At 32.5% G+C, this 8,184-nt stretch carries 7 protein-coding genes; all 7 read right to left on the reverse strand.

The window, feature by feature from the left end; genetic code table 11:
- Positions 1 to 2,781, reverse strand: a 2,781-nt coding sequence (locus ACVC2P_RS04575; protein ID WP_452597304.1) for a M16 family metallopeptidase, incomplete at its 3' end; no start/stop codon positions are given.
- 138 nt (positions 2,782 to 2,919) lie between these two features.
- A complete protein-coding gene (gene sucD / locus ACVC2P_RS04580) occupies positions 2,920 to 3,792 on the reverse strand; it encodes a succinate--CoA ligase subunit alpha (protein WP_452597305.1) in 873 nt (290 codons plus the stop codon).
- Positions 3,793 to 3,891: 99 nt separating this feature from the next.
- The gene (locus ACVC2P_RS04585; protein WP_452597306.1) at positions 3,892 to 4,296 is read right to left on the reverse strand and encodes a nuclear transport factor 2 family protein; all 405 of its coding nucleotides are present in this window, start codon (positions 4,294 to 4,296) and stop codon (positions 3,892 to 3,894) included.
- Positions 4,293 to 5,231 (reverse strand): UDP-3-O-(3-hydroxymyristoyl)glucosamine N-acyltransferase, encoded by a 939-nt coding sequence (locus ACVC2P_RS04590; RefSeq protein ID WP_452597307.1) that lies wholly within the window; start codon positions 5,229 to 5,231, stop codon positions 4,293 to 4,295. The genes ACVC2P_RS04585 and ACVC2P_RS04590 overlap by 4 nt, the downstream gene beginning before the upstream one ends.
- Positions 5,232 to 5,304: 73 nt before the next feature.
- Positions 5,305 to 5,871, reverse strand: coding sequence for an elongation factor P (efp, locus tag ACVC2P_RS04595; protein WP_452597308.1), 567 nt, complete (start codon positions 5,869 to 5,871; stop codon positions 5,305 to 5,307).
- 39 nt (positions 5,872 to 5,910) lie between these two features.
- Positions 5,911 to 6,696, reverse strand: coding sequence for an acyl-ACP--UDP-N-acetylglucosamine O-acyltransferase (gene lpxA / locus ACVC2P_RS04600; RefSeq protein WP_452597309.1), 786 nt, complete (start codon positions 6,694 to 6,696; stop codon positions 5,911 to 5,913).
- Positions 6,697 to 6,785: 89 nt separating this feature from the next.
- A partial coding sequence (locus ACVC2P_RS04605; protein WP_452597310.1) for a bifunctional UDP-3-O-[3-hydroxymyristoyl] N-acetylglucosamine deacetylase/3-hydroxyacyl-ACP dehydratase occupies positions 6,786 to 8,184 on the reverse strand: 1,399 nt, incomplete at its 5' end.

The raw sequence follows: 8,184 nt of genomic DNA on the forward strand, positions 1-8,184 counted from the left end.
GGACATTGCCTCACGATTATCGTTCTCTATTCCTAATTTCTTTAGTCTTTCGTAACTCCAAAATACATTAGATTTTGTGATACGCTGCGCTGCTAATTTTTTTAATGTTGCTTCTTTTGCTGCATTAAATTGATCTTCTGCTTCTGGCATATCGCTCATTAAGTTCATCATTGCATCTACTGCTTCTGGCATTTTATTAGCTTGTGTACCAATGTAAGCCATTACATAGTTAGCATCTCCTTTTTTACGTGCTGTTGAGTAATTAGACCAAGCTGAATATGCTAATGATTTTGATTCACGAATTTCTTGAAAAACTATAGACGATAATCCTCCTCCAAAATAGGTGTTAAATAATGTTGATGCAGCCATGTTTTCTACTTTAAAAGGTTCTCCTTTTGCTAAAAACATCATTTCGGATTGTACCATATCGTAATCAACAAAATAAACATTTCCTCCTGTTTCCTTTTCTAAGTAAGTCATTGCTTCTGGGTACTCTTTTAAGTCACTTGAAACGTTATGAAACTTATTTAATGCTGTTACTGCAGAATTAACATCTTTACCATAATAAAACATACGTTGTTTGTAGTTTTTCATGCCTTTTGTTAATTCTACCAACTCTTGTGGGTTTATAGCATTTAATTCACTCACTGGTATAATATTACGTAATCTTGAATTTTCACCATATTTAGCAAAATTTAATAAACCAGATCTTAAAATACTTCCTTTACTTGTTTTATTATTTTGTCTTCCTTTTGCTATAGATTCTACATATTTACTATATGCATCCTCGTCTGCAACTGCGTTTTCCCATAAATGCTCTAACAATTCTAAGCCTTTAGGTAAGTTTTCTTTTAAACCACTTAACCCAACAAAAGTTTGCTCTCCTCCTGCATTAACAGAATAATCTATTCCTAGTTTATAAAACTCTTTCTTTAATTCTTCTGCAGAATATTTATCTGTTCCAAGGTATGCTAAATATCCAACGGCTAATCCTAATTTTTTATCATTATCACTTCCCATATCGAAAATGATGTTTAAGTTAAATAAATCATTAGTTTCATTTTCTATGTAAGATACATTTATACCATTATCGGTCTTTGTTTCTTTTATTGCAGAAGTATAGTCTACATAAACAGGCTCTAATGGTTTTGATTCCATTTTATTAAAATTCTTCATATATTCTGAAGATTTATCTCTGTTTAAGTTAACTGGTGTAATTCCTGGGTTTGAAACTTTTACAATGTTTTTATCTTCACCTTTACGCTTGTAAGTTACAACATAGTTATCTTTATAAAATTCATTAGCAAATGCTACTAATTCTTGTTTAGTAATAGCTTTTAAATCGTCTAAAAACTTTACTTTATTAGCCCAATTTTCATGATGAATAAATGCATTGTAATAGGCTGATGCTAAAGCTGTACTGTTTTCATATTGTTGCAATTGAGATTTTTTAAGGTCGTTAACAACAGCTTCAATCATCCACTCTTCAAACTCTCCTTTCTTTAATTTATCAATTTGCTCTAATAATAACGTTTTAACTTCATCTAAAGATTGTCCTTCTTTTGGAGAGCCTCTAAAGCTATGGTAACCATAATCATTTAAAAAAGTTGGTGAGCATCCTGCACTTTGTACTACTTGTTTTTGATTTAAGTTTAAATCTATTAAACCAGCATTTCCATTTGCCAAAATCATATCACACAGTGTTACAAACTTCTCATCTTTTGTATTAACACCTCCTGAACGAAATGCAAGCCCAACACTTTCTGCTGTAGGCCCAAAGACTTCTTTAGTTACAACTGATGTAATTGGTTCTTCTTTTGGAAGTACTGGATGTGTAACGTCTTTCTTTTTAAGCTTACCAAAAGTGTTATCTACTTCTGCTATTGTTTTATCAAAGTCTAAATCTCCTACTAATACCATTGCCATATTATTTGGCACATAATATTTATCAAAATAATTATTAATGTCTACTAATGATGGATTTTTAAGGTGCTCTGCTGTTCCTATTGTTTTTTGTTGTCCATATGGATGATTAGGGAATAAGCCTTCTAACATTGCTGCATAACTTTTTCTACCATCATTATCTTGACCTCTATTAAACTCTTCAAATACAGCTTCTAGTTCTGTATGAAACAAACGTAGTACTAATTGACTAAAACGCTCTTCTTCTAATGTTAGCCACTTACCTAACTCGTTAGCAGGAATTTTATTTTTATATACAGTTTCTTCAAACCATGTATGTGCATTAGTTCCTGTAGCTCCTAATGAACTCGTCATTTTATCGTATTCATTAGCTACAGAATATTGTGATGCTTCTAACGATACTTCATCTATTTTTCTATATAGTTCTAATTTTTTATCTGGATCTGTTTCTGCTCTATGCTGCTCATATAAATCGGAAATTTGATCTAGGTAAACCTTTTCTTTTTCCCAATCTAGAGTTCCTATTTCATCGGTTCCTTTAAACACCATATGCTCTAAATAGTGTGCTAATCCTGTAGATTCTTTAGGATCGTAATTAGAACCTGCTCTAACAGCAATATATGTTTGTATTTTTGGTTCATCTGTGTTTTTACTCATGTATACCTTTAATCCATTATCTAAAGTATATAAGCGTAATCCCGTTGGGTCATTAGCAACGGTTTCGTAACTATAACCATTAGCATCTGTTTTTGCTTCCGTACTGTAAGCCATTGCCGAGGTTTTAGTTTCGTTACCTTTTTTACAGCTGTAGACGAAAGCAACAACCGCAAGCATAATAACTAATTTTAAGTGCTTCATTTTTTGATAGTTTTTTGTTAAAAAAAAAGTTCGTTAGCTAATGTACAGCCAACGAACTTATAACGTTTGTTTATTATAATTATTTTAACAATTTTTAACTATTAAAACAACTTATGTATTTATTTTAGCTAAATCTTCTTATCCTAAAACTTCTGCTACTTTTTTACCAATTTCTGCAGGCGAATCCACTACATGAATTCCGCATGCTTTCATAATTGCTTTTTTAGCTTGTGCAGTATCATCACTACCACCTACAATTGCACCTGCGTGCCCCATTGTACGTCCTGCTGGTGCAGTTTCTCCTGCTATAAACCCAATAATTGGTTTTTTGCTTCCGCTATCTTGGTACCATTTAGCAGCATCTGCTTCTAATTGACCTCCAATTTCACCTATCATTACAACACATTCTGTTGCTGGGTCGTTTATTAATAACTCTACAGCTTCTTTTGTTGTTGTTCCTATAATTGGATCTCCTCCAATACCAATTGCTGTTGTTATTCCTAATCCTTGTTTAACAACTTGATCGGCAGCTTCATAAGTTAATGTTCCTGATTTAGAAACAATACCTACTTTACCTTGCTTAAATACAAAACCAGGCATAATACCAACTTTAGCTTCACCTGGAGTAATAACTCCTGGACAGTTAGGTCCTACTAAGCGGCAGTCTTTACCTTTTATATAATCTGAAGCTTTAATCATATCTGCAACAGGAATACCTTCAGTAATTGTAATGATTACTTTAATTCCTGCATCTGCAGCTTCCATAATTGCATCTGCAGCAAACGCTGGCGGTACAAATATAATTGTTGTATCTGCTCCTACTTTCTCTACAGCTTCTTGTACTGTATTAAAAACTGGTTTATCTAAATGTGTTTGACCTCCTTTTCCTGGAGTAACGCCACCTACAACATTTGTTCCGTATTCAATCATTTGACTAGCGTGAAAAGTACCTTCACTACCTGTAAATCCTTGAACTATTATTTTTGAATCTTTGTTTACTAAAACGCTCATTTTATATTTATGTTAGGTAATTTCTATTTTAACTTTTATTAAAGCTTCTTAATTTTTCAGCAAAAATACTATTTTGATTAGTATTTATTAAGCTATTTTTTAAATTTTTATTTCTGAATAGGATGAGATATTTTCTGGAGTTTCATCTAATAATTGACTCATCTCCCAGCCTCTATAGAGTTTACCATCTTTTACTTCCCAAATAGAAATGAAATGTGCTAATGGGTCTTCTTTTTCTGGACGCTCAATACTTGTTACGTACACAGTATATCTTGCTGTTACCGTATTGTCGCTTTCTAGAAGATGACTTAGTTTGTAGGTAAATGAGTGAAAAGATTCTCGAACACCTTCCATCATTTTTTCGATACCATTATAATCTAATTTTGTAAACCCTTTACTACTATTCCAATGTAACTCACAATCCTTATGAAATTTATCCATAGCATTTTCACAAGTTGCTAAGTCTAAATCGTAAAAGGATTGAACTATAGTTTTAGCTGTCATTTATTACTTTTTAGTTCGTTTAATATATTAGGTATTTGCTTAACGTAAGCTAACTCTTTTAATTTTACTCTAGATTCTTCAATTGGTGTTCCAAAATAGCTTTTCCCACCTTCTACAGATTTTGTAACACCTGTTTGCCCTAAAATCACAGCTTTTTTTCCTATTGTTATACCACTATTTGTGCCTACTTGCCCCCAAATGGTAACTTCATCTTCTATAATACAACAACCAGCTATACCGACCTGAGAGGCTATTAAACATTTTTTTCCTATAACAGTATCATGTCCAACTTGAATTTGATTATCTAGCTTAGAACCCGCTCCAATTGTTGTGTCTCCTGTAACACCTTTATCTATTGTACATAATGCTCCTATATCTACATTATCTTCTATTACAACACGACCTCCAGAGAGTAACTGATCGAAGCCTTCTGGTCTATTTTTATAATAAAAGGCACTGGCTCCTAATATACTTCCTGAATGTATTGTTACATTATTACCTATCACAGTATCATCGTATAGGGTTACATTTGCATGAATAACACAATTATCTCCTATAACAACGTTATTACCAATAAAACAATTAGGTTGAATTACTGTATTTTCTCCTATTGTAGCAGATGTTGAAAGGCTTACATTAGTGCTTTGAAAAGGCTTAAAATGTTGTGTTAACTTGTTAAAGTCTCTAAAAGGATCCTCACTAATTAACAATGCTTTACCTTCAGGGCAATCTACATTTTTATTGATTAATACTATTGTAGCCGCAGACTCTAATGCTTTATTATAATATTTTGGATGATCTACAAAGACAATATCCCCAGGCTCTACTACATGAATTTCGTTCATTCCTAATACAGGAAAATCATTGACGCCTACAAATTCACAATTAATAATTTGCGCTATTTCTTTTAAAGTATATTGTTTAGGGAATTTCATCTATTGCTCTCTAATATTAGCATCTAATATTGAGTAAGAATTGCTTACTAAATACCGATTACGACCTACTTTATTATTCTTTTACTCTTTCTTTGTAAGTCCCCTTAGCGGTCTCTACTTTAATTTTATCGCCTTCATTTATAAATAGAGGTACATTAACAGTTGCTCCAGTTTCAACAGTTGCTGGTTTTGTAGCATTTGTAGCTGTATTACCTTTAACTCCTGGTTCTGTTGCTGTAACTTCTAAAATAACACTCGCTGGCATATCTACTGATAACGGCATGTTATCTTCTGAGTTAATTAAAATAGTAACGACTTCTCCTTCTTTCATTAAATCTGGAGAATCTAAAGCTGCTTTTTGTAATTCTATTTGAGAATAATCTTCTGTATTCATAAAGTGATACGTTTCTCCTTCATTATATAAATACTGAAATTTGTGTGTTTCTACACGTACATCGTCTAGTTTGTGTCCGGCTGAGAATGTATTATCTATTACCTTACCCGAGGTAACACTTTTTAATTTTGTTCTTACAAAAGCAGGGCCTTTTCCTGGTTTTACATGTAAAAATTCTACTATTTTATAAATATCGTGATTATATCTAATACATAATCCGTTTCTAATATCTGAAGTACTTGCCATGTTATTGGTGTTTAATTATTAGCTAATGCTATTTTGTTTTTAATTTGATTTGAAGTAACCTTTCATAATACCACGATGAGAATTTTTAATAAACATTAATATTTCATCGCGTTCTGTAGTTGCTTCCATTTCCGCTTCTATAATCCCAGCGGCTTGTGTATTGTTATAGTTTTTTTGATATAATAATCTAAATATATCTTGAATTTCTCTTATTTTCTCTGTTGTAAACCCTCTTCGTCTTAATCCTACAGAATTTATACCAACATAAGATAAAGGTTCTCTACCAGCTTTTACAAATGGTGGTACATCTTTACGCACTAAAGATCCTCCTGTTACAAAGGCATGATTTCCTATAGAACAAAATTGATGCACCGCGGTCATTCCTGCCAAAACAACATAATCGCCTACATTTATATGTCCTGCTAAGGTAGTATTATTAGAAAAAATACAATTATCTCCAACAATACAATCGTGTGCAATGTGGCAGTAAGCCATTATTAAACAATTGTTGCCTACAACTGTTTTCATTCTATCTGTTGTTCCTCTATTTATAGTTACACATTCTCTAATGGTAACATTATCTCCTATAATAGTTTCTGTATCTTCATCGTTATATTTTAGATCCTGAGGTACTGCAGAGATTACAGATCCAGGGAAAATATTACAATTTTTACCTATACGAGCACCTTCCATAATAGTAACATTACTTCCTATCCAGGTTCCTTCGCCAATAGTAACATTATTATATATTGTTGTAAATGGCTCTATCACTACATTTTTAGCAATTTTAGCGCCTGGATGTACGTAAGCTAATGGTTGGTTCATCTCTATGTTTTTTTATATTAAATAATTGAAGCATAATATATCTAAACAAAACTAGAGTTTTGCTTGAATAGTATGTTACAACTTCTTGTTTATTTTACTTTTGTTATTTGCGCCATTAATTCGGCTTCTGCACATAATTTACCATTAGAGTATGCATAACCTTGCATATGGCATATACCTCTTCTAATTGGTGTAATTAACGAACATTTAAAGATAAGCGTATCTCCAGGCATAACCTTTTGTTTAAATTTTACGTTATCCATCTTCATAAAGAAGGTTAAATAGTTTTCAGGATCTGGGACAGTACTTAAAACTAGTATTCCTCCAGTTTGTGCCATAGCTTCTATAATTAAAACACCTGGCATTACTGGTGCTCCAGGGAAGTGTCCTGCAAAAAATGGCTCGTTCATTGTTACATTTTTCATTCCTATCACATTATTTTCGGATAATTCGAAAATTTTATCTATTAATAAGAATGGTTGCCTGTGCGGTAACATATCCATAATTTGATTTACATCCATTACTGGCGGTTGGTTCAAATCTATTACTGGAACATTGTTACGTCTTTCGTTCTTTATAAGTTTAGCCATTTTCTTTGCAAACTGAGTGTTTACAAAGTGACCTGGTTTATTTGCTATAACTTTACCTCTAATTCTTGTTTTAATCAACGCTAAATCGCCTACTACGTCAAGTAGTTTATGTCTAGCAGCTTCATTAGGGTAATGTAATGTTAAGTTATCAAGAATACCATTAGGCTTAACTGAAATAGTATCTTTTTTAAAGGCCTCTCTTAGCTTCCCCATAGTTTCATCGGATAATTCTTTATCCACGTATACGATAGCATTATTAAGGTCGCCTCCTTTTATTAATCCATGTTCTAAGAGCGATTCTAGTTCATGTAAAAAGCTAAATGTTCTTGAGTCTGCAATTTCTTCTTTAAAGTCTGATAAATGCTTTAAAGTCGCATTTTGTGTTCCTAAAACCTTTGTACCAAAATCTACCATAGTGGTTACTTGGTACTCTTTAGATGGCATAACTAATATTTCGCTTCCAGACTCTTCATCGCAATACGAAATAACATCTGTTACTACATACTCTTCTCGATAAGCATCTAACTCAACAATTCCTGCATTTTCAATAGCTTCAACAAAAAACTTAGATGAGCCGTCCATAATTGGAGGCTCAGAATTATCTAATTCTATAATTGCATTATCTATATCTAAACCTGTTAACGCTGCTAATACGTGTTCGCATGTTTGAATGGTAACGCCATTTTTTTCCAAACAAGTTCCTCTTTGCGTATTAGTTACATAATTTGCATCTGCTTCTATACTAGGTGTTCCTTCTAAGTCTACTCGCTTAAAAGCAAATCCTGTATCTGCGGCTGCTGGTTTAAAAGTTAATGTAACATCTTTTCCTGTATGTAAGCCAACACCTGTTAAGGAAATGTCTTTTCCTATCGTTTTTTGCTTTATTTCAGTACTAACT

It is taken from the genome of Pontimicrobium sp. MEBiC01747, from assembly GCF_053601635.1.

Coding starts and splice junctions, on each gene's coding strand:
- sucD (WP_452597305.1), bottom strand. CDS start 3,792: ATGAGCGTTTTAGTAAACAAAGATTCAAAAATAATAGTTCAAGGATTT.
- ACVC2P_RS04585 (WP_452597306.1), bottom strand. CDS start 4,296: ATGACAGCTAAAACTATAGTTCAATCCTTTTACGATTTAGACTTAGCA.
- ACVC2P_RS04590 (WP_452597307.1), bottom strand. CDS start 5,231: ATGAAATTCCCTAAACAATATACTTTAAAAGAAATAGCGCAAATTATT.
- efp (WP_452597308.1), bottom strand. CDS start 5,871: ATGGCAAGTACTTCAGATATTAGAAACGGATTATGTATTAGATATAAT.
- lpxA (WP_452597309.1), bottom strand. CDS start 6,696: ATGAACCAACCATTAGCTTACGTACATCCAGGCGCTAAAATTGCTAAA.